General features: G+C 68.0%; 22 protein-coding genes and 1 pseudogene. 10 read left to right on the forward strand and 13 right to left on the reverse strand.

The genetic code is table 11. The features are described from left to right. Positions 1-478: 478 nt before the first annotated feature. A complete protein-coding gene (locus KUG41_RS12285; RefSeq protein WP_216904473.1) occupies positions 479-1507 on the reverse strand; it encodes a tetratricopeptide repeat protein in 1029 nt (342 codons plus the stop codon). Positions 1508-2007: 500 nt separating this feature from the next. On the opposite strand from KUG41_RS12285, the gene KUG41_RS12290 reads away from it, so the two are divergent. The 3 genes from KUG41_RS12290 (at position 2008) to KUG41_RS12300 (ending at position 3971) form a co-directional block, all read left to right on the forward strand. Then, positions 2008-2253 carry a hypothetical protein gene (locus tag KUG41_RS12290; RefSeq protein WP_216904475.1) on the forward strand — a complete coding sequence of 82 codons (246 nt, stop codon included), beginning with the start codon at positions 2008-2010 and terminating at the stop codon, positions 2251-2253. A 629-nt stretch (positions 2254-2882) separates the two neighbouring features. Further along, the gene (locus tag KUG41_RS12295) at positions 2883-3707 is read left to right on the forward strand and encodes a fumarylacetoacetate hydrolase family protein (RefSeq protein WP_216904477.1); all 825 of its coding nucleotides are present in this window, start codon (positions 2883-2885) and stop codon (positions 3705-3707) included. A 21-nt stretch (positions 3708-3728) separates the two neighbouring features. Continuing rightward, on the forward strand, positions 3729-3971 hold the full coding sequence (locus KUG41_RS12300) for a TIGR02450 family Trp-rich protein (protein WP_216904479.1): 243 nt from the start codon (positions 3729-3731) through the stop codon (positions 3969-3971). A 6-nt stretch (positions 3972-3977) separates the two neighbouring features. On the opposite strand, the gene kaiC is transcribed toward KUG41_RS12300, so the two are convergent. After that, positions 3978-5690, reverse strand: a complete 1713-nt coding sequence (gene kaiC / locus KUG41_RS12305; RefSeq protein ID WP_216904480.1) for a circadian clock protein KaiC — start codon at positions 5688-5690, stop codon at positions 3978-3980. 93 nt (positions 5691-5783) lie between these two features. On the opposite strand from kaiC, the gene KUG41_RS12310 reads away from it, so the two are divergent. After that, a complete protein-coding gene (locus KUG41_RS12310; RefSeq protein ID WP_216904481.1) occupies positions 5784-6746 on the forward strand; it encodes a CHAD domain-containing protein in 963 nt (320 codons plus the stop codon). Positions 6747-6794: 48 nt separating this feature from the next. On the opposite strand, the gene KUG41_RS12315 is transcribed toward KUG41_RS12310, so the two are convergent. From KUG41_RS12315 to KUG41_RS12325, 3 genes and pseudogenes are all read right to left on the reverse strand, one after another. After that, positions 6795-7082: a peptidoglycan-binding protein gene (locus KUG41_RS12315; protein WP_371734134.1), complete on the reverse strand. Its 288-nt coding sequence runs from the start codon at positions 7080-7082 to the stop codon at positions 6795-6797. Positions 7083-7146: 64 nt separating this feature from the next. Beyond that, positions 7147-7278, reverse strand: a pseudogene (locus KUG41_RS16170) (peptidoglycan-binding protein); the annotation flags it as partial. Between the two features lie 172 nt (positions 7279-7450). Beyond that, the gene (locus KUG41_RS12325) at positions 7451-8677 is read right to left on the reverse strand and encodes an MFS transporter (protein ID WP_371734135.1); all 1227 of its coding nucleotides are present in this window, start codon (positions 8675-8677) and stop codon (positions 7451-7453) included. Positions 8678-8784: 107 nt separating this feature from the next. Here KUG41_RS12325 and KUG41_RS12330 point away from each other — a divergent pair, with 107 nt between their 5' ends. Then, positions 8785-9015 (forward strand): hypothetical protein, encoded by a 231-nt coding sequence (locus KUG41_RS12330; RefSeq protein WP_216904486.1) that lies wholly within the window; start codon positions 8785-8787, stop codon positions 9013-9015. Positions 9016-9038: 23 nt separating this feature from the next. Here KUG41_RS12330 and KUG41_RS12335 read toward each other — a convergent pair whose 3' ends face one another. From KUG41_RS12335 to KUG41_RS12345, 3 genes are read right to left on the reverse strand one after another with little or no spacing between them, the layout of a single operon-like run. Next, positions 9039-9605, reverse strand: a complete 567-nt coding sequence (locus KUG41_RS12335; RefSeq protein WP_254217228.1) for a L,D-transpeptidase — start codon at positions 9603-9605, stop codon at positions 9039-9041. A gap of 58 nt (positions 9606-9663) precedes the next feature. After that, positions 9664-9939, reverse strand: a complete 276-nt coding sequence (locus KUG41_RS12340; RefSeq protein ID WP_216904487.1) for a cell division protein SepF — start codon at positions 9937-9939, stop codon at positions 9664-9666. Positions 9940-9999: 60 nt separating this feature from the next. Then, on the reverse strand, positions 10000-10428 hold the full coding sequence (locus KUG41_RS12345) for a Rid family detoxifying hydrolase (RefSeq protein WP_216904489.1): 429 nt from the start codon (positions 10426-10428) through the stop codon (positions 10000-10002). Between the two features lie 29 nt (positions 10429-10457). Here KUG41_RS12345 and KUG41_RS12350 point away from each other — a divergent pair, with 29 nt between their 5' ends. Next, positions 10458-11663: an ABC transporter ATP-binding protein gene (locus KUG41_RS12350; RefSeq protein WP_254217229.1), complete on the forward strand. Its 1206-nt coding sequence runs from the start codon at positions 10458-10460 to the stop codon at positions 11661-11663. 4 nt (positions 11664-11667) lie between these two features. Here the strand turns inward: KUG41_RS12350 and gloB are convergent, their stop codons facing one another. Beyond that, the gene (gloB, locus tag KUG41_RS12355) at positions 11668-12426 is read right to left on the reverse strand and encodes a hydroxyacylglutathione hydrolase (RefSeq protein WP_216904493.1); all 759 of its coding nucleotides are present in this window, start codon (positions 12424-12426) and stop codon (positions 11668-11670) included. A gap of 29 nt (positions 12427-12455) precedes the next feature. Between gloB and hisG the strand changes: the two genes are divergently transcribed. Then, positions 12456-13124, forward strand: coding sequence for an ATP phosphoribosyltransferase (hisG, locus tag KUG41_RS12360; protein ID WP_216904494.1), 669 nt, complete (start codon positions 12456-12458; stop codon positions 13122-13124). Continuing rightward, positions 13121-14923, forward strand: coding sequence for an ABC transporter ATP-binding protein (locus KUG41_RS12365; RefSeq protein ID WP_216904496.1), 1803 nt, complete (start codon positions 13121-13123; stop codon positions 14921-14923). The genes hisG and KUG41_RS12365 overlap by 4 nt, the downstream gene beginning before the upstream one ends. On the opposite strand, the gene KUG41_RS12370 is transcribed toward KUG41_RS12365, so the two are convergent. Beyond that, on the reverse strand, positions 14875-15660 hold the full coding sequence (locus KUG41_RS12370; protein ID WP_216904497.1) for an alpha/beta fold hydrolase: 786 nt from the start codon (positions 15658-15660) through the stop codon (positions 14875-14877). The two genes, KUG41_RS12365 and KUG41_RS12370, sit on opposite strands and share 49 nt — an antisense overlap. A 160-nt stretch (positions 15661-15820) precedes the next feature. Here KUG41_RS12370 and KUG41_RS12375 point away from each other — a divergent pair, with 160 nt between their 5' ends. Continuing rightward, positions 15821-16291 carry a GNAT family N-acetyltransferase gene (locus KUG41_RS12375; protein WP_216904632.1) on the forward strand — a complete coding sequence of 157 codons (471 nt, stop codon included), beginning with the start codon at positions 15821-15823 and terminating at the stop codon, positions 16289-16291. Here the strand turns inward: KUG41_RS12375 and KUG41_RS12380 are convergent. From KUG41_RS12380 to KUG41_RS12390, 3 genes are read right to left on the reverse strand one after another with little or no spacing between them, the layout of a single operon-like run. Further along, positions 16234-16980, reverse strand: coding sequence for a TIGR04283 family arsenosugar biosynthesis glycosyltransferase (locus KUG41_RS12380; RefSeq protein ID WP_216904498.1), 747 nt, complete (start codon positions 16978-16980; stop codon positions 16234-16236). The genes KUG41_RS12375 and KUG41_RS12380 overlap by 58 nt on opposite strands. Beyond that, the gene (locus KUG41_RS12385) at positions 16977-17612 is read right to left on the reverse strand and encodes a TIGR04282 family arsenosugar biosynthesis glycosyltransferase (RefSeq protein WP_254217230.1); all 636 of its coding nucleotides are present in this window, start codon (positions 17610-17612) and stop codon (positions 16977-16979) included. Before KUG41_RS12385 ends, KUG41_RS12380 begins: the two co-directional genes overlap by 4 nt. 20 nt (positions 17613-17632) lie before the next feature. Beyond that, positions 17633-18760: a trypsin-like peptidase domain-containing protein gene (locus tag KUG41_RS12390; protein ID WP_216904500.1), complete on the reverse strand. Its 1128-nt coding sequence runs from the start codon at positions 18758-18760 to the stop codon at positions 17633-17635. Positions 18761-18851: 91 nt separating this feature from the next. Between KUG41_RS12390 and dnaA the strand changes: the two genes are divergently transcribed. Beyond that, positions 18852-20306: a chromosomal replication initiator protein DnaA gene (dnaA, locus tag KUG41_RS12395; RefSeq protein ID WP_216904502.1), complete on the forward strand. Its 1455-nt coding sequence runs from the start codon at positions 18852-18854 to the stop codon at positions 20304-20306.

Here is a 20306-nt window from a genome sequence, read left to right on the forward strand (position 1 = left end):
GCTTCAACGATGGAAGCCGAAAGAGTGTTGTCCTCCCCATTCCCTGGGTTCAGGTGTCCACAGTTGACATCCTGAACACCACTGTGGCCAGGCTTGCGGCAACAGGCTTGAGCGTTGAAGATGCAAGAGAACGTGTCCTCGGTGGCAGGCCCTTACACTCGCTGCCACGCTGGCTGGTGCAGGGCAGCTTCCGAGTTGATTCTTACCTGTAAGAAATATGGTGAATATACGGCATATAGGACTGACCTGATTAAGTCAGGGACCTGGCAAAAGGACGATGTGCCGTCTTCCGTTCGTTTGGCTGATCTTACCCGGATCAGTGCCAAACGCCCGAATACGGTTTAGCATCGATCGTCTGAGGCCGGAGTACCTTCGTCGCTCGGGTTAAGACATCAACTCAAATATCTAATTCTGGAGCAGCCCACATCGCCACAAAGTTGACATGGAATAAACTGAACCTACGCAGGAGCAATCGAGGCTAGGGAGTAAGTTGTTGACAAACTTTAGGGATTCTTCTTCGTGAAGACTCTGAGCCAAGGGACGCTGACTTCCTCGTATCCTCACAGGCACCCTTCCGATCGCCAGATTCTGCTCTCACCAAACCACGTTTACTCCAGATAGCCGCGTCATTTGGATTAATCCCTAGCGCCTTAGTGTAATCAACAATCGCTCCCTGCCTATCTCCTAGACTATTCTTGGCAATGCCACGATTGTAGTAAGCCATCCAATCGCGTGGGTTGACTCCAAGCGCTTTGGTAAAGTCAGCAATTGCTCCTTGCTTGTCAGCTAACTTAAATCTTACGACGCCCCGGTTGACATAAGAAGGAGACGAGCTCGGATTGATCGCCAGCGCTTTGGTGTAGTCAGCAATTGCTCCTTGATTGTCACCTAAACCTTCCTTGGCAATGGCTCGATTTTGGTAAGCTCTCCAATAGCGTGGATTGATTGCAAGCGCTTTAGTGTAATCAACTATCGCTCCTTGTTTGTCACCTAAACCAGACTTTGAACGGGCTCTGTTGTTGTAGGCAATAGCCGAGCGTGGATTGATCTCAAGCGCTTTGGCGGAGTCAGAAAGTGCACCTCGCATATCGCCTAATTCAGCTTTTACCGCCCCTCGATTAATGTATGCATTGGAAGAGCGCGGATTGATTGCCAGCGCTTTGTTAAAGTCAGATATTGCTCCTTGCTTGTCACCTAAATCAGCCTTCGCAGTGCCTCGGTGGACGTAGGCATCAGTCAAGCGTGGATTGATTGCTAGCGCTTTATTGTAGTCAGCAATCGCTTCCCGCTTGTCGCCTGATTTATCCTTTGCAAGGCCTCGCTGAAGATAAGACTCAGCATCGTTGGGAACATTTGCCTCTGCCACATTGAATAATCTTGCGTCAACGGCTTGGGCTGGTGCCTGCACATTGATCAAGGCCGCGAAGGAAATTAATACGGCATACGCTATAGGCCGACCAGCAGGCAGCAGGAACGCGGCAACCAGAGCTGGCGGACGGATAGGCATGTGTCTTGGAGAAACTCTCTCTGATCTTACATGGAGCGCCTCAGGGTGCTTCCTTGCTTATTTGTTGCCGGTAGGTCTACAGCAGTGGCCTCAGTCGTCGTGGATCTCCGAAGCCCCCTCTGCCAAGAACGTTGATGCCTATGCATTTTGACCGCTTCCAACCACCAGTGATCGACTCAAGCCCCACGATGTGGCAACCATCTCCATCTCCAGCTACCGTGTTTGCTTGTCATGACTGACGACTCAGGGAGCATTCCGGTGTTCACTGGCTCTCGTTTCAGCACAGACTAGTGGAGCGACCCTGATGATTCTTCCCTTGAGTAATGAAGTCAGACTCACAGGGGAACAATAGCTTCTTGTTTCGTGGGCCTTTGTCTTCCCCGCCGTGGTCCGGATTCCGTTTCATCGGTTGTACGTTAAGGGCAATGAGATAACTTGGACCCATGGTTAGAATTGTCCAGCCTCTTCTATGGAGGTTGATATTGGTTTGTTTGTCATGGATGGCAACGCCTGAGGCCGCTCATGGCCAGTCTGCTGAGAACTGTGATGATTCTATGAACGATGTATGTCAACAGTTCATCGATACAATCCAGATTGAAATGCAGAAACAACTGCAGGTGCAGCAAGGGAAGAGCCCTGGACTGGTAAGCGACGAAACGAAGGGAAAACCAGAGCAGCTTCAGATCGAAAACTGTCCAAAACATCATTCAAAACATGACGACCTCAACAAACTTGTCTCCCCTTGACTGACCATGTCCAGGCCTTCTCTTGGGATTTCTGACGGCAGCGTCAAAATACTGTGTCTCAACAACCAGGTAGACACCGGCGTGGTGAGAATATAAATAGGAATATCTTCTGGATGATCAATTCCTCTGAGGTGGATTCACCGTTTCGGTATGGATCGGCTCAGGTCTTTCCGGCCTTTCCGGGCGCTCCCACTCACAAGAAGCGCCAAGCCATGAGGGGCTTGCTTCTGGGGCTTTGCTCGGCCCGCCCTTTTGGTCTTTGTGCGCGATCCCTGGACGGGAAAGCGCACTCCCTGGCTTCGCGGGCCCAGCCACACTGCTCCCACCAGGATCGACAGCCTGTCGAGGCTCCCGATCCAATGGCCAGTCCCCAGGCCCGTCGGGCCGCCCAACTGGGGGAACAGCAGGGGGGGAGCAAAGCCTCCTCCCCATCTTCCTGCGCCGGCCTCGGTCTGCATGGCCGGGCCTGTTGACTCCTTGAGCTCGACTTCCATTCGTCGGGGGATCAGGGTTCGTCCTGAAGCACCGGCCGGCAGTCGTCACCTCTCAGTGGCGGTCATCGGCGATGCTTTCCCCTGTCGGTGAAGGTCCGGGCGAAAGTGGCAGCGCCGGCCTTCCCGCAGCCCCCCATGAAGATCGTGCGCTACCGGGATTCCCTCGGCGCCATCCATCACGCCTGCGTCCACCCCGCTGGCCGTCTGGAGCGGCTTGAGGGCGACCTGTTCGGCGATCCGGTGCCCAGCGGGCAGACGGCTGACGTCGCCGGGATCCTGGCCCCGCTGGACCCCCGGGCGATTCTCTGCATTGGCCTCAACTACAGGCGCCATGCCGCCGAGACCGGTGCGCCGATTCCCGAGCATCCGGTGCTGTTCATGAAGGTGCCGGGGGCGGTGCAGCACCCCGACGCCCCGATCCTGCTGCCCACCACCCTGGCCAGCCACCAGGTGGATTACGAAGGCGAGCTGGCGGTGGTGATCGGTCGCACCTGCCGCAATGTCTCCCGTGCCGAGGCCCTGGAGGTGGTGCTCGGCTACAGCTGCGCCAACGATGTCAGCGCCCGCGACTGGCAGAAGCAGCAGCGCCTCGGCGGCGGTCAGTGGTGCCGGGGCAAGAGTTTCGACAGCTTCTGCCCTCTCGGCCCCTGCCTGGTGAGCGCCGACGAGATCCCCGACCCCCAGACACTCAGCCTGCGCACCCGTCTCAACGGCGTGACGGTGCAGGAGGCCGGCACCGCCGACATGATCTTCCCGGTGGCGGCGATCATCGAATTCCTCAGCGCCAGCACCACCCTGCAGGCAGGCACCGTGATTCTCACCGGCACCCCCAGCGGCGTGGGCATGGCCGCCGATCCGCCCCGCTGGCTGCGCCGCGGCGATACGGTCGAGGTGGAGATCGATGCCATCGGTGTGCTGCGCAACCCGGTGATCGAGGAAGGTTCCGATTCCCCTGACTGAGCCCGCCCCGGCCCCTTGGCCATGAAGCTGCCCGCCGCCTGGACCGCCCAACCCGCTCAGGCTGACCGCAACGGCGGCTACCGCCACTTCGCCCTTGTCGGGATCCGCGGAAAGCGAAAGGAGCGCAGCGCTGAGCTGGAGGCCGTGCTGGCGAGGGGCTTCCGGTTGCTGATTCCCCTGGACGAACTGTTCGACCGGGCCGCCTGGCTGCCCGGCTGGCAGCCGCTGCCTCCCCGGCCACCCGACGCCGAAGACCAGGCCTGAGCAGGATCAGCCGCCAGCGCCCGACTGGCGTTCGCGGCTCGAGCGGAAGGCGGCCTCCTCGATCCGGTGGCGCTCCTCGTCGGCGACGAAGGCTTCGAAGGCGGCCCTCTCGGCCTGCAGCTGGCCCTGCAGCGCCTCGATCCGGGCTTCGGTGGCGGCCGTCTGGCGGGCCAGGGCAACGCGACGGCGCCCGATCTCCGCCTCCAGCTGGGCCGCCGCGGAAGCGAGCCGCTTCTGTTGCTGCAGACGGGCTGAACCGGTGAGCACCCCCTGGGGGCCGACGGCCACGTCGAGCAGCTCGGCACCATGGTCAGAGAGCACGAACTCCCGCACCTGGTTGGAGTGGGCCATGCCCCGGCTCTTGATCACGAACAGGAGCCGGTTGCGCTCCCCGTCGCTTTCCACGTTGCGCAGCAACAGCCACGTATCCGTGAGGGAGGACACCGTCAGGGAGCTGTCCTCCTGCTCCTCCCCGTGGGTGAGGGAGGTGAGCACGGCGGTGATGCCGCGGCCCTTCATCAGATCGATCTGCCGGGCCAGGGCGGCGGTCACCTCCCGCTGGGAGCCGATCTGGATCAGGCTGCCCATCGCATCGAGGGCTGCGACCCGGGGCTGGAAGTCCTCCAGCATCCGGTCGAGGCGGCCCAGATGCTCCTCCAGGCCGTGGGCGGTGGAGCGTTCGGCCCAGATCACCAGCAGGCCGGCCTCGACCCAGCGCTGCAGGTCGACGCCCACCGACGCCATGTTGCGGATCAGCTGGTCGGGCGATTCCTCATAGGACAGAAACAGGGACTTCTCGCCCCTGCGGCAGGCCGCATCCAGCAGGTGGGCCACCAGGGTGGTCTTGCCCGTGCCGGCACTGCCGCTGATCAGCACGGTGGAGCCGCGGTACAGCCCTCCGCCCAGCATCTGGTCGAGCCGTTCGATGCCGCTGGAGATCCGCTCGCTCGAGGCCGGGTAGCTGAGGGCCACGGCCGTGATCGGCAGCACCGTCAGGCCCCGGTCGGTGATCAGGAAGGGGAACTCGTTGGTGCCGTGCACTGAGCCCCGGTACTTCACGATCCGCAGCCGCCGGGTGGAGATCTCGTTGTCGACCCGCTGGTCGAGCACCAGCACGCAGTCGGAGACGTACTCCTCGATGCCGAAGCGGGTGAGCGCTCCGCCGCGGCCCCGCTCCCCCGTCACCACCGTGGTCAGGCCCCGCTGCTTCAGGCGGTGGAAGAGGCGGGCGAGCTCCCCGCGCACGATCGCTTCGTTGCCCAGGCAGCTGAGCAGCACCTCGATGGTGTCGAGGGCCACCCGTCGGGCCCCCACCCTGTCCACGGCGTGCTCCAGCCGCACGAACAGGGCCTCGAGATCGAAGGCTCCGGTGGTGATGATCTGCGCCGGGTCGATCGGCATGGGGCAGATCGCCAGGCGTTTGGCTTCCACCAGGGCATCGACATCGAAGCCCAGGGAGCGCACGTTGGCGGCAATGTCCTCGGCCGATTCCTCGAAGGTCAGCAGGACGCCGGGCTCGTCGAACTGGCGTGCCCCGCGCACCAGGAACTCCATGGCGAACATGGTCTTGCCGCTGCCGGAGGCTCCGGTGACCAGGGTGGGACGTCCCCGCGGCAGCCCCCCCCCGCTGATGGCTTCAAAGCCCCGGATGCCGGTGGGCGTCTTGGCCAGCGCCCGGGGTGCGGCGTCGGGGCCGGAACCTGAAATGGCGTCCTGCACGGTCCCGGCCCCTTTGACACAACCTAGGTCCGTGGCCTCATGGCCCTCCGCAGCCATAGATTGCATGCAGAAGTGGATGGGGGCCGTGGCGCCATGCCCACAACCATCGCGTTGTCCGGCCAGGAGCTTTCACCTCCCCAGGGAGAGTCCGGCCCGGGTGATCCTGCTGAGCAGCCGGCGTCTCTCACCAGCGGCAGTTTCGCGCTCAAACTGATCCAGCGGCAGACCCGCCGGCTCGGGACCCTGCAACCGAAGGTGCTTGCTGACGACGACCCGGAAGGGCTGCATCAGCTGCGTGTCAGTCTGCGGCGACTGAGGACGGCACTGAGCCAGTTCGCTCCGGCCCTGGTGCTGCCGGAGACGATCAGCGATGCCCGCATCGCCAGAATCGCCCGCCGCACCGGCCTCACCAGGGATCTTGATGTGATGGGGGAGCGACTGGCGACCCGCCTGCTCCCCCTGCTGCCCGACCGCGAGCGGGATGGGTTGCGCCCCGCTCTCAAGCGCCTGGCCCGGGACCGCCATCAGGCGTTCGAGGGGCTGGTGCAGGCCCTCACCGGTGCCGGTTATCTCAAGCTGCTGGCCCGGCTGCACAAGTGGCAACGCAAGCCCACTTACTCCCCCCTGGGGCAGGGGCAGCTCCAGGACTGGCTTCTGGAATGGAAGCTGCCCATCGTGGCCGGCCTGTTCTTCCATACGGGCTGGGGGGCCGAGGATCCCTCCTCGGAGGATCTGCACGATCTGCGCAAACGCATCAAGGGGGTTCGCTACGCCCTGGAAAATCTGGAACCGTTCCTGGCGCCCTCCGTTCTGGCCTGGATCGCCCAGCTCAGGCAGGCCCAGGACGATCTGGGTGAGCTGCATGACCTCCAGGTGATCCAGTCCCTCCTGCTCGACCGCCCCCGCTCCCGGCCCCATGGGGGATTCCCCGCTCTGGAGGCGGAGATCGGGCGGCAACGCAGCGACCACTGGCACCGCTGGCGTGAGCTGTCGGCAGAGCTGTGCAACGCTTCCGGTCGCCACAACCTGCAGCGGGAGCTGTTCGCCCTGGGTTGAATCGGGTGGCGCTGAACCGCACCAGGTCCTGCCGGCGGAAGGGCTGTTTCAGTCGGCGATGGCCGATCCCCAGGTCAGTGGGCCCAGCACCCCTTCGCGGTTGCTGCTCGGCCCGGCCACCGACTGGAGACGGATCACGGCAGCTCGGGTGATGGAGCCGAAATCACCATCCACCGCGCCGGCGGCGAATCCCTGGCGGTTCAGACCCGCCTGCAGCCGGGCCACATCCGCCCCCTGATCCCCCCGGCGCAGGAATTCCCCCGTCTGGCGGGGCCAGGTGGGGAACAGCGGATCCGGATTCGGCACCAGGGAGGCCTGCTGCTGGACCTGCTTCACGGCCCCGCTGGCGAGGAGCCCGTCGGCCCCGTCGATAACGCCGGCCTAGCCGAAGCCGGACCCAGGTGAGCGGTCCGACGATGCCATCCACGACCAGGCCGGAGGAGTGCTGGAACGCCCTCACCGCCTGGTCGGTCCTGGAGCCGAAAAGGCCGTCGAGATCGGGCGGCCCCAGTTGCTTGCTGCGTACGAACACCCGCTGCCTGGCATGGGAACGATCCCGAACCGTCTCTTCACGCTGTGGGCGTGGCCCGGCGCAGGCAGGCGCCGGAGAATTTCTTCACCCCTTGCCGCCGCTGATGCGGGATGGGCCCACAGCAGCGGGGTGCGCTGGAGAGATCCATCGTGGATCCGTCCGTCTCCGGGCCTCAGGCGCGGTTGGCGGGGCCGGCCCCTGCCGGTCCCATCCAGAGGGCCAGCAGGGCGGCGGCCCCGAGGGAGCAGCCGCCGGCCAGGGCGAAGGCCGTGGCCGGGCCTGCCCCCTGATAGAGCCAGCCGAACAGCAGGGAGGCGGGCAGCAGCATCAGCGCCGTGGTCATGTTGAACCAGCCGAAGGCCGTGCCCCGCAGGGCCGCCGGTGCCAGATCGGCCACCAGGGCCTTCTCCACCCCTTCGGTGGCGGCCATGAACAGGCCGTAGAAGCCGAACAGGGCGAACAGCCAGGGGCCGCCGCTGCCAAGCCCGGCCATCAGCAGATAGAAGAGGCCATAGGCCAGGTAGCCGCACCCCAGCACCCGCCGCCGCCCCACCCGGTCGGACCAGGCCGACAGGGGCGTGGAGGCCACCATCGCCACCGCTGATACGGCGGCCCACAGCAGAGGAATTCCGGCCTCTGGCACCCCCAGTTCCCGGGCCCGAAGCAGCAGGAACAGGTTGGAGGCATTGCCGGCGCTGAACAGGGCCACCACCACCAGGTAGCGCCGCAACTGCGGCGGCAGAGGCCCCGGCCACGCTTCGGGGCGGGCCGGTGCGATGGCCGCTGCGGTGAGTTGCGGGCCCGATGGCGGCACCGGCTCCCGCAGGGCCAGGGCCAGGGCCAGGCACAGGCCCCCCGGCAGGGCCGACCAGAGCAGGATCCTCTGCAGCGGCAGGTGGGCTGCCAGCAGGCCGGCGGCCGCGAGGGGGCCGATCACGGCCCCGGCGTTGTCCATGGCCCGGTGCAGACCGAAGGCGAGCCCCCGCTGGGTCGGTGCCACCGAGGCGGCCAGCAGGGCGTCCCGCGGGGAGGTGCGCAGCCCCTTGCCGGCCCGGTCCAGCAGGCGCAGCAGCAGCAGGCCCGGCCAGCTGGTCACCAGGGCCAGCAGGGGACGGGCCAGGGCAGCCAGGCCGTAGCCGCCCAGGATCCAGGGCTTCGCCCGGCCGGTGCGGTCCAGGATCACCCCGGAGAACAGCTTCAGCAGGCTGGCGCTGGCTTCGGCCAGCCCCTCGATCAGGCCAAGGGCCCGGGGCCCCGCCGCCAGCACCGTGGTGAGCACCAGGGGCAGCAGGGGATAGATCAGTTCGCTGGCGCTGTCGTTCACCAGGCTGATCAGGCCCACCAGCCAGACGTTGCGGGGCAGCCGTCCCAGTGCTTCGCGCCAGCCCACGGACGTCACGATGGCGACGGCCTGCCGCTGCGTCGGAGGAGCTCCTCAAGGGTATCGGCGGTGGCCGGAACGATCGAGCCGACGTCCCTAAACTGCGCCCAGCCGTCTGTAACCCCGTGCAGTTCAACGGAACCCTGGCCGACCTCCAGGCGCTGGTGCAGGGCCTGGGTTGCTCGGGCCACTGGGTGCATGAGGGGGCTTTCGAGATGCTGGTGATTGAGGACGGTGAATCCAACCTGCGGCTCAACTGGTGGCCGGGTTCCGGGGCGCTGATGCTGGTGGGGGATCCTGCCCAGAGGATGGATCTGGAGCAACGCCTTCGGGATGCCCTGGCCGCCCGCTCCTGATCCCACCTCTCTCCATCCCACCGTCAGTCCCTCACCAGCAGCTCCCGGGTGCCGCTGCGTCGCAGCAGATCCCCCAGCACCAGCAGGTCATTGCCGTGGATCAGGCCGATGCAGCCATCGGTGCCGCTGCTCCGCCCCCTCCCGGCACTGGGATCGTGGTGGATGCCCAGACCCTTGCGGGCGGTCGGGAATCCCGGTTCCAGGCCGATCCAGAGAAAGCGGCCGAGTTCCGCCGCGTCCGTCGGTTCGATGGGGGTGATCTCGGTGACGGCGTAACGGCCCCGCGGCAGGGGAGCCTGGCTGCCGAGCCGGTCCCTGTCCGCTCCCTGGCGTAGCACCCGTCCCACCAGGGCCTCGTAGGCCCGGGGCGGTTCTCCCGGGAGGCTCAGCTGCAGCTCCCAGATCGGATCTCCGGTGATCGGCAGTTGCCGGTCGGTCCGCACCAGCACCATCCGGCCTCCGGAGGGGAGCGGTGGCGGTGGCGAGATAGCTGGGGCGGCCATGGCGACGGACCCGCCTGCCCCCAGGCTCCAGCCCAGGGCCAGCAGGGCCACGGCGACGGGTCGCTTCAGGGTCGGGACGGGTTCCATGGCCCGTGTTACTGCCCCGCAACCGGCCCCACAAGGGTGGGCCGCCGCGACTGCCGCCTCAGTCCCCCTCGTCCCCGTCGCGGCGGATCGTCACCAGTGCCGGAGCGAACAGGAACACGGTGTCGCCGAGCCGCTCGGACTGACCGTCCATGGCGAAGACCCCTCCGGAGACGAAATCGATGGTCCGCTGGGCCTCTTCCGGCGCCATGGCACTGAGGTGGAGCACCACCGTCTTGAACTGCTGCACCGCCAGCACCGCATCCACAGCTTCCTCGAAGCGGGCTGGCGTCATCACCAGGACCTCATGAAACCAGCTGCCGAAGGGGGTTTCCATGGATACAGGTTGCCTCAGTCCGTCCTTCGCAGCCACCGGGCCGCCGGGCTGGTGCTTCCTTCAGCCAGTGATGGCGATGGCGTCAATCTCCACCCGGGCGCCCTTCGGCAGGGCCACCACCTGCACGCAGGCCCGGGCCGGAGCCACCCCCGCGTCGAACAGCTCGGCGTAGAGGGCGTTGACCCGGGCGAAATCGGCCAGATCGACCAGAAACACCGTGGTGCGAACCACCTGGGCAGGGGTGCAGCCGGCGGCGGCCAGCACGGCCTTCAGATTGCTCAGCACCTGGCGGGCTTCCGCCTCCACGTCGCCCCCGCCCACCATCGCCCCGCTCACCGGATCGAGGGCGATCTGGCCGGAGCAGTAGAGGACCCCACCCGCCAGCACGGCCTGGTTATAGGGACCCACAGGGGCCGGAGCGTCCGCGGTGTTGACCGCTTGCAACACGGGGCTGTGCCTTTGGTCACCTCCTTCGGCACTGGAACTCATGAAGGGAGACAATGCGGGACTGGGATCCTATGGCTTCTTCCATCACCTCCACCGCTGCCGCCACCCCCCCGGGGGACGTCACCGCAGGCCCACGGCGTGATCACGTCCGGCTTCACGACCTCTGGTACCGCTATCCCGGCCGTGAACCCTCGGCCTGGACCCTGCGGGGCATCGATCTCGAACTCGCCTCCGGCGAGCTTGTCGGTCTGCTGGGTCCCTCCGGCTGCGGCAAGACCACCCTGCTGCGGTTGATCGCCGGCTTCGAGCGCCCCGGAGGGGGCACGCTCATGATCGACGGTCGGATGGTGGCCGGCGTGGATCGTCATCTGCCCGCCGAGCGCCGCGGCGTCGGCATGGTGTTCCAGGACGACGCCCTCTTCCCCCACCTGGATGCCTGGCGCAACGCCTGTTTCGGCCTGCGCCGCGGCCAGGACACCCAGCGGGTGGCCTGGCTGCTGGAGCTGCTGGGCCTGACGGGGCTGGAGCGACGCTATCCCCATGAACTCTCGGGTGGTCAGCGCCAGCGTCTCGCCCTGGCCCGGGCCCTGGCGCCGGCACCCTCGGTGGTGCTGCTCGATGAGCCGTTTTCCAATCTGGATGTGGAGGTCAGGCTGCGGCTGCGCAGTGAGCTGCCGGCCGTGCTGGCCCGCTGTGGTGCCAGTGGGCTGATGGTGACCCACGATCCGGAGGAGGCCCTGGCGATCTGCGACCGGGTGGCGGTGCTCAACGATGGGGTTCTGCACCAGTGCGCTCCCCCCCGCCAGCTGGTGGATCACCCCGCCACCGCCTTCGTGGCCCGGTTCGTGCTGCAGGCCAATCTCCTGCCCGCCCGCTGGCGGGGACAGCGACTGCAGACGGACCTCGGTGACCTGGAGCCCGCAGCCGGCGGCGCTGCGCCCTCCCCGGTGGCCGGCGTGCCCGTGGATGACGCTCTGGCGGTGATGGCCAGCCCCCAGGCCCTGGCGTTCCTTCCCGACGAGGAGGGTCCCGCCTGGATCAGCGGCCGCGAGTTCCTGGGCAGGGAATGGCTGTATCAGATTCAGCTCGGTGATCAGAGGCTCAGGCTCAGGGCGCCCCTGGAGGACGACCATCCCCATGGCCGCCGGGGCTGGCTGCGGTTCCAGCCGGAAGCAGCGGCCCTGCTCTTTCCCGGCGGACTTCCCATGGTGGCGATGGCGGCCGAAACCCTCCACCAGGCTTCAGGGCAACCCATGAGTCCCCTCTCCCAGAGCTGACGTCCTAGCCCTGCCAGGCGTTCTTGCTTTGGCGCAGGGCGGCGAGTTCGGCGGCGTCCGTGGCCCGGACGAAAAGATTGCTGCGCCGCTCCTCGCCGATGCTGCTGGGAATGGTGGGCCGGCCCAGGGCGCGGGTTTCCAGCACCTGCCGCAGGCGTGCGGCGATGGCCCCGTCCTGGGGCCGCTCAGCCGTCGCCCAGCGCAGGTTGGCTTCGGTGTACTCGTGGGCGCACCAGACGCGGGTGCTGGCGGGCAGGGCCGCCAGGCGCCCCAGGGAGGCCCGCATCTGGGCCGGAGTTCCCTCAAACAGGCGGCCGCAGCCGCCGCCAAATAGGGTGTCGCCGCAGAACAGCTCCCCCTGATCGGGCAGGTGGTAGGCCACATGGGTCCGGGTGTGGCCCGGCACCTCGAGCACCTCCACCGGCTGGCCCAGCAGGCTGAAGCGGTCGCCGTCGGCCACCCCCCGGGTCTGGAACGGAATGCGGTCCCGGTCGGCCCGGGAGGCCACCACCTCCGCCCCGGGCCATTCCCGCAGCAGAGCAGGGGTGCCGCCGATGTGGTCGCTGTGGTGATGGGTCTGCAACACCGCCACCAGCTCCAGGCCTCGCTGCCGCAGCCAGGTGATCACCGGGGCGGCCACCGCCGGATCCACCACCGCTGCCCGGATGCCGTCGTGAAGCACAAAGAGGTAGTTGTCGTGCAGCACCGGCAGCAGCTCCACCTGCAGCGGGGCGCGCGGGGCGTCCGTGGCGTCATCCGGCATCGTTACAGTCCAGGTTCCTGCTTGTCTCCATGATCACCGCCGGCCAGCGGTCCCCGATCACCGTCGCCCTGGCCAAGGGCGCCCTGCTGAAGGATTCGGTGCGCCGTTTCCTCGCTGCCGGGCTCGATTTCTCCGCCCTGCTGGAGGAGGACAACCGCCTGCTGATGGTGCCGAGCCGCTGCGGCACCGCCCGGGCCCTGCTCGTGCGCAATGCCGATGTGCCGGTGTACGTGTCCTATGGCCAGGCCCAGCTCGGCGTGGTGGGGTACGACGTGCTGCGCGAGCACCAGCTGCCGGTGGCCCAGCTGGTGGACCTCGGTTTCGGCGGCTGCCGCATGGCGGTGGCCGTCAAGGCCAGCAGCGGCTATCGCCGGGCTGCGGATCTGCCGGCCCACTGCCGGGTGGCCAGCAAGTTCACCCGCTGTGCCGAAAGCTTCTTCGAGCAGCTCGACCTGCCGGTGGAGTTGATCCACCTCACCGGTTCGGTGGAGCTGGGCCCGATCACGGGCATGTCCGAGGCGATCGTCGACCTGGTGGCCACCGGCCGCACCCTGCGGGACAACGGCCTGGTGGCGATCGAAGACCTCTTCAGCAGCACCGCCCGGCTGATCGGCCACCCCCTGGCCCTGCGGCTTGATGACGGGGCTCTCCAGTCCCTGATCGAGCGGATCGGTGCCGTGGCCGCCGTGGCGCGATGAGCAGCCGTCTCGACCGCCAGCGGCTGCGCCGCCTGCTGCCCTACCTGGGCCGGGATCGCAAGCGCCTGCTGCTCACCCTGCTGCTGCTGATTCCCCTGGCCCTGGCGGCCTCGGTGCAGCCCCTGCTGGTGGGCCAGGCCATCTCCAAGCTGCGGGGCGAGCCGGTGCTCGCCTGGCTCACGCCCCTGTCGGTGCCGGTGGCCATGCGGCTGCTGGTGCTGCTGCTGCTGGGAGCGGTGCTGCTGCGCCTCTCCCTGCAGGGCACCCAGACCTACAACGTCCAGGTGGTGGGCCAGCGCCTCACCGCCCGCATCCGCGACGACCTCTTCCGCCACGCGATGGCCCTGTCGCTGCGCTTCCACGACCGCACCCCGGTGGGCAAGCTGCTCACGCGCCTCACCAGCGATGTGGACGCCCTTGCCGAGGTGTTCGGCAGCGGGGCCGTGGGGGTGCTGGCCGATCTGGTCACCCTGCTGGTGATCGGCGTCACCATGCTCTCCATCGAGTGGCGGCTGGGGCTGCTGCTGCTGGCCAGCCAGGTGCCGGTGACCCTGGGGGTGATCTGGCTCCAGAGTCGTTATCGCAAGGCCAACTACCGGGTGAGGGAGGAGCTGGGGCAGCTCAACGCTGATCTGCAGGAGAACCTCCAGGGCCTCGAGGTGGTGCAGATGTTCCGCCGTGAGGCCGTCAACAGCGAGCGCTTCTCCCGCACGACCGACGCCTACCGCAAGGCGGTCACCGGCACGATCTTCTACGACAGTTCGATCTCGGCCTTCATCGAGTGGGTGGCCCTGGCCGCCGTGGCCATGGTGCTGGCCCTCGGCGGCGCCATGGTCACCGGTGGGGCCATGGGCCTGGGCACCCTCACCACGTTCATCCTCTTCTCCCAGCGGGTGTTCGATCCCCTGCGCCAGCTGGCGGAACGCTTCACCCAGATCCAGGGGGGGCTGACGGCGGTGGAGCGCATCGGCGAGCTGCTGGAGCAGCCGATCGAGATCGCCGATCTGCCCACCAGTCAGCGCAGTGCCGCCGCCCTCCGTTCGGGTGGGCAACGCTTCAGCCCGGGAGACGTGGAGTTCGAGAATGTCTCCTTCGCCTATCGCCCCGACGATCCGATCCTCACCGATCTCTCCTTTCGCATCGCCCCCGGGGAGCACGTGGCGATCGTGGGTCCCACCGGTTCCGGCAAGACCACGGTGATCCGGCTGCTGTGCCGCCTCTACGAACCCCAGCAGGGCACCATCCGCCTCGATGGGGTGGACATCCGCGAGCTGCCGATCGCCACCCTGCGCCAGCGGCTGGGGGTGGTGCTGCAGGACACGTTCCTGTTCAGCGGCAACGTGGCTGACAACCTGCGTCTCGATGCCAGCATCAGCGACGCTGACCTGGAGCGCCTCTGCGACGACCTGGGACTCGCCCCTCTCCTGGGTCGACTGGGTGATGGCCTGGCAACCGAGCTGAGGGAGCGGGGCGGCAACCTCTCCTCCGGGGAGCGCCAGCTGCTGGCCGTGGCACGGGTGGCGATCCGCGACCCCTCCGTGCTGGTGATGGACGAAGCCACGGCCTTCATGGATCCCTCCACCGAGGCCACCCTGCAGCGGGATCTGGACACCCTGCTGAGCGGGCGCACCGCCATCGTCATCGCCCACCGCCTCGCCACGATCGAGGCGGCCGACCGCATCCTGGTGCTGCGCCGCGGCCGCCTGATCGAGGAGGGCAACCACCGCGAACTGCGCGCCGTGGGAGGCCTCTACGCGCAGCTGGCCGAACTGCAGGAAAAGGGGCTGGCCACGCTCTGAAGACCGCTGCTCATGGCCGTCAAGGCCAGTTCGTCCTCGAGCCAGCTATCGATCAGAACCGCCAGTTTCCGAGGCTCCTGGAGCATCGGCAGATGTCCCAGCCCATCGAGGATCGCGAGCTGGTGGGCGAAGCCGTAGCCCGCCAGATGGCGAACGTAGCGGGGCTGCATCACCTGGTCGCGGCTGCCGGCGATCCACAGGCTCGGCACCGCCAGCGCGGCGGTGAGCCTGGGCAGCTGGCGAACGGCGCCCCGATTGGTGCTGCAGGCCAGCAGTCCGCGGGCGGCTCGGCTCTCGGCCAGCAGGGGGCTGCGGATCGCATCGGTGCCAGGCAGCTGCGCCACCCAGCCGGGTCGCCAGCGCAGGAAAGCGGATCCGCCACGGCGCACCTGGGCAAAGGGGCGCGGCTGGAAGATGCCTCCCCCAACGGCGATCTGCACCAGGCCGCGCAGCTGCTTCCCCAGCAGGGGCGCCGCATGCAGGGCCACGCTGCCCCCCAGGGAATGGCCCAGCAGCACCACCGGTCGGCCATCGGCCTCCAGCAGCGTGGCCTCCGCCAGCCAGCGGCCGTAGCTGGCCAGACTGCACTGAAGCCCCCGGGGCCGGTCGCTGCCGCCGAAGCCGGGCAGGTCGGGGCACCAGAGGGACCAGCGGGGGGCCAGTTCCCGCTGCAACGGTTGCCACAGCCGGCCCGCCAGCAGCCAGCCGTGGATCCCCACCAGCAGGGGGGGAGGCATCGCCCCTGGATCCCGGATGTCCTGGGGCCGATCGGAACTGGCGGAGGGGACGCTCAGGGCGATCGATGGAGATCAGGAACCCACCCTGCCGCAGCCGGGCCCACATCCGTCAGGATCTTCAGAACGCGTAGTCCCGTCCGTGCCCGAGACCCTCCCGCTGATGGCCGATCTGTACGGCCCGGGCCATCGCCTCTGCACCACCCCCAATCCCCAGCTGGAACTGGTGCTGAGCCAGACCAGGCCCATCGATCTGATCGAGCTGGAGGCCCTGTGCGATGCGGTCGGCTGGAGCCGGCGCCCCCTGCGCCGGGTGCGCAAGGCGCTCCAGCACAGCCTGCTGCAGGTGGGGATGTGGCGCCACGATGCCCGCCTGCCCCGGCTGGTGGGGTTCGCCCGCTGCACCGGGGACGGCGTGGTGGAGGCCACCGTCTGGGACGTGGCGGTGCACCCCCGCTACCAGGGGGCGGGCCTGGGCAAGGAGCTGATGGACTATGTGCTGGAACAGCTGCGTTCCATGGGGGTCGACCGGGTGAGCCTGTTCGCCGACCCCGACGTGGTGGGGTTCTACGCCGCTCAGGGCTGGGAGCTGGAGCCCTCCCAGCGGCGCTGCGCCTTCTGGTATGCCCCCTGAACGGCTGGCGGGTAGTAGCGGGCAGCCAGCTCCTCCGCCGGAGTGCCGCGGCGCCAGTCCCGGCGCAGCCGGGCATTGGCCAGCACCGTCTGCCACACCCCCAGCCGCTGCCAGCGCCGGCCGTTCACCCGCAGGGCCGGCGCCAGGCTGCGGACCCTGGCCCGAAGCCGCAGCCGCTGCATGAATTCCAGGTCTTCCATCAGCGGCAACGGGGCGATGCCTCCGGTGCCGTCATGGAGTGCTCGGGCCAGCAGCAGCCCCTGGTCGCCGTAGGGAAGCTGGCGCCAGCGGCTGCGCAGCGCCACCGCCAGTTCCACCAGGCGCAGGGCCGGATCGCCGGCGTCGATGCGGAGCCGGAAGGCCCAGGCGCTCTCCTCGCCGGCCCTGATGGCGGCGGTCACGGCGGACGCCCACCCCGGCGGCAGGCGCACGTCGCCATGGAGCAGCAGCAGCCAGGGCGCCGTACTGCGGGCCACGCCGATGGCCAGCTGGCGGCCCCGTCCGCCGCCCATGTGAATCACTTCGGCGCCGGCCAGGGCCGCCAGGTGGGGGGTGCCGTCACTGCTGCCGCCATCCACCACCAGCACCTGCCTCACCAGGGCGGGGGCCGTGGCCAGATCCGCCAGCAGGGAGGGCAGGCATCCGGCCTCGTCGCGGGCGGCGATCACCACGCTCAGGGGCGGAGTCATCGCCACGGGGTCAGATCACAGGGCCGGTCGAGATCGTTGCGTTCGGCCAGCAGGGCCATGCTCAGGCCGGCCCGCCGCGCCTGGACCAGGGTCTGCTCCAGCACCCGGGCACTGCCCCAGTCGATGCCGGAGAAGATCTGGGGGGTGGCCTGGCGGCGACCGATCAGCCAGTATCCCCCGTCGCTGGCGGGCCCCAGCACCAGGGAAGCCTGCTCGAGGGCGCCGAAGGCCGCGACCAGATCACCGGCCGTGAGCTCCGGCAGATCACTGCCGATCACCACCACCGCCGCCGCCCCCTCCCGGCAGCCGCGCAGCACCTGACGCTGCATGCGCAGTCCCAGGCTGCCGGGGCCCTGGGCCACGACCCGGTCAACGCCCAGCCCGGCGCCCCAGCGGGCCGCCGCCCTTGGCCCCAGGCCACTGGTCGCCAGCACGACAGTCAGGCCCCGGCCGGGGTCGTCGCCCGCCATGGCGAGGGATCGGCGTGCCTCGGCGGCCGCCGCCACCCCGTGTTGGGTGAGGCGGGCCTGGATGGCTGCGGCCCGGGCGCGGCCCACGCCGGGAACCAGACGGCTCTTGCAGCGCCCCGGCGCGGGCCAGCGGGCCATCATCACCAGCTGGGGCGGCCCCATGCCTGCGGCCCTGGGCCCCGTCAACCCTCCCGCGGCAGTTCGGCGGGGCGAACGGTGAGGTTCTGGGTTGCGCCATCCCGCCGCACCGTGATGGTGAGCGGCTGGCCCACCTGGCCCCGGTCCACCGCCAGCTGGACCTCCGAGGCATTCTTCACCGCCTTGTCGCCCACTTTCTCGATCAGGTCGCAGGGCTTGAGGCCTCCGCGGGCCGCGGGGCTGTTCGTCATCACCTCGACCACCACCACACCGTTCACCTCCGGCAGCCGGCATTCGCTGGTGGTGGCGTTGATCTCCTTGGCCAGCTGGGGGGTGAGGGCCTGGAGGCGCACGCCGATGTAGGGATGGCTGGCGTAGCCCCGCTCGAGGATCTGGGAGGCGATCAGACGGGCCGTGTTGATCGGGATCGCGAAGCTCAGGCCCGCCCCCGGCGCCTGGCGGATGGCGGTGTTGATGCCGATCACCTGGCCGCGGTCGTTGATCAGTGGCCCGCCGCTGTTGCCGGGGTTCACGGCCGCGTCGGTCTGGATGTAGGGCACCCGCTGGCCCTCGCCCACGGCGTTGGTGCGCTGGATGGCACTGATGATCCCGGCGGTCACGGTGTTGTCGAGGCCGAGGGGGTTGCCGATGGCGATCGCCCATTCCCCCGGCCGCACCTTGTTGGAATCCCCCAGGGTGGCGACCGGCAGCTTGGAGGCCACCACCTTCACCACCGCCACGTCAGTGAGGCGGTCGGTCCCCAGCACCTTGCCAATGAAGCTGCGGCCATCGGGCAGGGTCACGCTCACTTCGCTGGCGCCCTCGACCACATGGGCGTTGGTGAGCAGCACCCCGTCGGAGCGGGTGATGAAGCCCGATCCCTGGCCCTGCTGCTGCTGGATGGCGGGCCCCCGGCCGAAGATCCCCCCCAGGGGGTTCACGGTCCGCTTGACCGTGTCGATCCGGACCACGGCCGGACCGGCCTTCTCGACCGCATCCACGATCACCGAGCTGCTGGGCTGCAGGGTCGGCACCGGTACCGCGTCGCTGATGCGGGGCTGCTCCGGCTGGGGCAGCCCCGGCAGGGAGAGGCGGGTGGCGGCGCAGGACGTCAGCAGGCCTGCCGCGGCCGCTGTCAGGGTGAGGCGGGACAGGAAACGGGGCTGAACCATCGGAACCTGATGGGCGTCGCTGGGGGCTTCATTAAAGACGGACGGGCGGGCCCGGCATGCCTATATTCAGCGATCGCGTGGTGGGCTCCCGGTGCAGCAGGGTGATCAGCTGTGGCACCGAGTGAGCCAGGATCTGCAGGCCAGGCTCAGCAAGCCCACCTACGAAACCTGGATCCGGCCCGCCCGGTGCCGCAGCTTCGGGGGGGATCTCCTGCTCCTGGAGGCGCCCAACAGCTTCGCCTGCGGCTGGCTGCGCAAGAACTATCTGGTGATGATCGCCGCGGTGGCCAGCGAACATGCCGGCCGTCAGGTGCGGGTGGAGGTGGAGGTGGCCCCTGATGCCGAACCGCTGCCGGCCGCCCTCGAGACCGTCGCCGCCACCGGGGGTGGATCCTCTGCCGCCACCGGTGCGCCCGAGCGCCTCACCCCCGCCCCGGCGTCGGGCGCGGGGCGCTCGGGTGCAGGAGGGACCAGCGGTGGCGGCGCCCGGGCCGCGGCGAGCCTGTTCCGCCCAGGCGCCGGCCTCAACGCCCGCTATGTGTTCAACCGCTTCGTGGTGGGGGCCAACAGCCGCATGGCCCATGCCGCCTCCCTGGCGGTGGCCGAGGCCCCCGGCCGGGAGTTCAACCCCCTGTTCATCTGCGGGGGCGTGGGACTGGGGAAGACCCACCTGATGCAGGCCATCGGCCACTACCGGCTTGAGATCGATCCGGAAGCCCGGGTCTTCTACGTCTCCACCGAGACCTTCACCAACGATCTGATCCAGGCGATCCGCAAGGACGGCATGCAGGCCTTCCGCGACCGTTACCGAGCGGCCGATCTGATCCTGGTGGATGACATCCAGTTCATCGAGGGCAAGGAGTACACCCAGGAGGAGTTCTTCCACACCTTCAACGCCCTTCACGAGGCCGGACGCCAGATCGTGATCGCCAGTGACCGCCCCCCCAGCCAGATTTCCAGGCTGCAGGAGCGGCTCATCTCCCGCTTCTCCATGGGCCTGATCGCCGACATCCAGGTTCCTGACCTGGAGACCCGCATGGCGATCCTGCACAAGAAGGCTGAAGCGGAGCAGATGGCTCTGCCCCGGGAACTGATCCAGTACATCGCCGGCCGTTTCACCTCCAACATCCGTGAACTGGAGGGCGCCCTCACCCGGGCGGTGGCCTTCGCCTCGATCACGGGCCTGCCGATGACCGTGGAATCGGTGGCGCCGATGCTCGACCCGGTCGGCAACGAGGTGGCAGTGACCCCCCAGCAGGTGCTGGAGAAGGTGGCCGAGGTGTTCGAGGTGGGCATCGATGAGATGCTCAGCCCCAGCCGTAAGCGGGCCGTGAGCCAGTCCCGCCAGGTGGGGATGTATCTGATGCGCCAGAACACCAGTCTTTCCCTACCGCGCATCGGTGAGGCCTTCGGGGGGAAGGATCACTCCACGGTGATGTATGCGGTGGAGCAGGTGGAGAAGAAGCTCAGCAGCGATCCTGTGCTGGCCCGGCGGGTGCAGCAGGTCCGCGATCTGCTGCAGATCGCCTGCCGGAAACGCCGCTGA

The sequence above is a fragment of the Synechococcus sp. CCY 9618 genome, assembly GCF_019038415.1.
Lineage (GTDB): Bacteria > Cyanobacteriota > Cyanobacteriia > PCC-6307 > Cyanobiaceae > Cyanobium.

Excerpts from the sequence above, each read along its gene's own strand:
- KUG41_RS12285 (WP_216904473.1), bottom strand. The coding sequence starts at position 1,507 with ATGCCTATCCGTCCGCCAGCTCTGGTTGCCGCGTTCCTGCTGCCTGCT.
- KUG41_RS12290 (WP_216904475.1), top strand. The coding sequence starts at position 2,008 with ATGGCAACGCCTGAGGCCGCTCATGGCCAGTCTGCTGAGAACTGTGAT.
- KUG41_RS12295 (WP_216904477.1), top strand. The coding sequence starts at position 2,883 with ATGAAGATCGTGCGCTACCGGGATTCCCTCGGCGCCATCCATCACGCC.
- KUG41_RS12300 (WP_216904479.1), top strand. The coding sequence starts at position 3,729 with ATGAAGCTGCCCGCCGCCTGGACCGCCCAACCCGCTCAGGCTGACCGC.
- KUG41_RS12310 (WP_216904481.1), top strand. The coding sequence starts at position 5,784 with ATGCCCACAACCATCGCGTTGTCCGGCCAGGAGCTTTCACCTCCCCAG.
- KUG41_RS12335 (WP_254217228.1), bottom strand. The coding sequence starts at position 9,605 with ATGGAACCCGTCCCGACCCTGAAGCGACCCGTCGCCGTGGCCCTGCTG.
- KUG41_RS12340 (WP_216904487.1), bottom strand. The coding sequence starts at position 9,939 with ATGGAAACCCCCTTCGGCAGCTGGTTTCATGAGGTCCTGGTGATGACG.
- KUG41_RS12345 (WP_216904489.1), bottom strand. The coding sequence starts at position 10,428 with ATGAGTTCCAGTGCCGAAGGAGGTGACCAAAGGCACAGCCCCGTGTTG.
- KUG41_RS12350 (WP_254217229.1), top strand. The coding sequence starts at position 10,458 with ATGGCTTCTTCCATCACCTCCACCGCTGCCGCCACCCCCCCGGGGGAC.
- gloB (WP_216904493.1), bottom strand. The coding sequence starts at position 12,426 with ATGCCGGATGACGCCACGGACGCCCCGCGCGCCCCGCTGCAGGTGGAG.
- hisG (WP_216904494.1), top strand. The coding sequence starts at position 12,456 with ATGATCACCGCCGGCCAGCGGTCCCCGATCACCGTCGCCCTGGCCAAG.
- KUG41_RS12365 (WP_216904496.1), top strand. The coding sequence starts at position 13,121 with ATGAGCAGCCGTCTCGACCGCCAGCGGCTGCGCCGCCTGCTGCCCTAC.
- KUG41_RS12370 (WP_216904497.1), bottom strand. The coding sequence starts at position 15,660 with ATGCCTCCCCCCCTGCTGGTGGGGATCCACGGCTGGCTGCTGGCGGGC.
- KUG41_RS12375 (WP_216904632.1), top strand. The coding sequence starts at position 15,821 with ATGGCCGATCTGTACGGCCCGGGCCATCGCCTCTGCACCACCCCCAAT.
- KUG41_RS12380 (WP_216904498.1), bottom strand. The coding sequence starts at position 16,980 with ATGACTCCGCCCCTGAGCGTGGTGATCGCCGCCCGCGACGAGGCCGGA.
- KUG41_RS12385 (WP_254217230.1), bottom strand. The coding sequence starts at position 17,612 with ATGGGGCCGCCCCAGCTGGTGATGATGGCCCGCTGGCCCGCGCCGGGG.
- KUG41_RS12390 (WP_216904500.1), bottom strand. The coding sequence starts at position 18,760 with ATGGTTCAGCCCCGTTTCCTGTCCCGCCTCACCCTGACAGCGGCCGCG.